This is a genomic window from Larkinella bovis (assembly GCF_042655385.1).
Lineage (GTDB): Bacteria > Bacteroidota > Bacteroidia > Cytophagales > Spirosomataceae > Larkinella > Larkinella bovis.
In genome coordinates this window covers 1-1,876 of record NZ_JBHSMA010000029.1, presented here as the reverse complement: position 1 = coordinate 1,876, position 1,876 = coordinate 1, and the positions used below count along the sequence as shown (strand labels likewise).

Genomic DNA, 1,876 nt, shown 5'->3' with positions numbered 1-1,876 from the left:
CGGATCTGACTCCGGCTGATCTGACAGGTAACGGTTTCCAACCTGCGGATCTGACTCCGGCTGAACCCCAGTATGCTGATCTGACGGGCAATGGTTTCCAACCTGCGGATCTGACTCCGGCTGAACCACAGTACGCTGATCTGACGGGCAATGGTTTCCAACCTGCGGATCTGACTCCGGCTGATCTGACGGGTAACGGCTTCCAACCTGCGGATCTAACCCCTGCTGAACCCCAGTACGCGGACTTGACTCCCACTGAATCGACATACGACTCGTCCAGCAACTCATATGATTCTTCAAGCTCTTACGATTCCTATGCAAACGATAGCTCCAGCTCCAATTCCTCAAGTTGGGGTTCAGATTCATCTGACAGTTCCTCAAGCTGGGGATCATATTCATCAGATAGCTCATCAAGTTGGGGTTCAGATTCGTCAAGCAGTTCCTCTAACTGGGGTTCTGACTCATCTTCATCAGATAACCATGAATCGACTAGCAGTTCATACGATAGTAGTAGCGGTAACTCTGAATAGCTAAAGACTGTCACCATCCAGAACGCAAGAAACGGACACTAAGCGGTGATTACGGCAGCATAGCTACGGGCACAAGAAAGCCGTCCTTACTGGGTGTGAGGGACACTGCACCCCTCGATCTGTACCAACAGATGGGATAACGAAATTGTTAGTTGATAGATTTGTCCTTACCCCGTTAAATGCGCCAGTTTTGACTGGAATTAAGCCACCTGTCGGTACTCAACTGGCCCGGGCCGCCGGTGCGGTCATAAATTGCAAGGCTTGATGAGGCCGTTCGGTATTGTACTCAATCAGCCACTCATCAACAATGCGTCTTACCTGCCTGATACTGGTAAAAATATGAGCATCTAACACCTCTCGCCGAAACGTGCCGTTGAACCGTTCGATATACGCATTCTGTGTGGGCTTACCCAGCTCAATCCAGCATAACTCTACTTTTTTATCCGTACACCAATCCTGTAAGGTGTGACTGATAAATTCCGGGCCATTATCACTCCGGATTCGTTTGGGTTTCCCATACCGTTCTATTAGTTGGTCCAAAAACCGCGTTACTCGTAGGGCCGGTAGCGAATAGTCTACCTCAATGCCCAAGGCTTCCCGATTGTAATCGTCGACTACGTTCAATGTACGAAACTTGCGGGCACCGGTTAACGTGTCACAGGTAAAATCCAACGACCGCCCCGGCGGCCCGGCAGCATTCATTACAAGCCATTGCTTTGGCCAGTGGCTGACGGATGGCATCCGGTAATCGCTTCTTAGTTTTTCGCCGTAAGCTCAATCCCAAGTTACGGTATAAGCGCCTGACTCTCTTATGATTGATATGCTGACCTTGCTTACGTAACCTACGATAAATTTTCAGCACCCCCCATTGTTTGTGACGCCGTGCCAATTGTTGAATCCGGTGGCAAAGCGCTTGATCTTTCTCTGCCACCGGTTCGGCCAGTGCATTACGACCGCCGGGCGGCCCCGTCAGACCCACCCAGCGACAGGCTTTGCGTTGACTAATCTGTTTGATATCCATCATCCAGCGGGCAACCTGTCGACGCTCGGTGGGCCTCACCACCGCTCAGGCGGCCCTGTTTTTTGAGAGTGCCTCCTTAATGATTTCGTTTTGTAGGCTCAACTCGGCATACATTTTCTTCAGTCAGCGATTTTCTTCCTCCAACTCTTTGAGTCGTTTGACTTCCGAGACCTGCATGCCACCGTATTTAGCACGCCACGGGGCCGCCCTTTAGGTTTGTGGTGTTGTAAGAAACCAAGAATTGGTAGCTTGCCAACAAGTGAACAGAGCGGGTTTTCCTATGGGGCCGCAGAGTACTAGCTCTATGCTCGGATTCAGGTCCCGC

The 1,876-nt window shown here is 50.9% G+C and carries 2 protein-coding genes; both read right to left on the bottom strand.

Translation table 11 applies throughout. The features are described from left to right. Positions 1-749: 749 nt before the first annotated feature. Positions 750-1,232, bottom strand: coding sequence for an integrase core domain-containing protein (locus ACFPMF_RS27980; RefSeq protein ID WP_379851472.1), 483 nt, complete (start codon positions 1,230-1,232; stop codon positions 750-752). Then, complete coding sequence (locus tag ACFPMF_RS27975; protein ID WP_379851470.1) at positions 1,186-1,551, bottom strand: IS3 family transposase; 366 nt, start codon at positions 1,549-1,551, stop codon at positions 1,186-1,188. The genes ACFPMF_RS27980 and ACFPMF_RS27975 overlap by 47 nt, the downstream gene beginning before the upstream one ends. Positions 1,552-1,876 lie beyond the last annotated feature (325 nt).

Coding starts and splice junctions, on each gene's coding strand:
- ACFPMF_RS27980 (WP_379851472.1), bottom strand. CDS start 1,232: ATGAATGCTGCCGGGCCGCCGGGGCGGTCGTTGGATTTTACCTGTGAC.
- ACFPMF_RS27975 (WP_379851470.1), bottom strand. CDS start 1,551: ATGGATATCAAACAGATTAGTCAACGCAAAGCCTGTCGCTGGGTGGGT.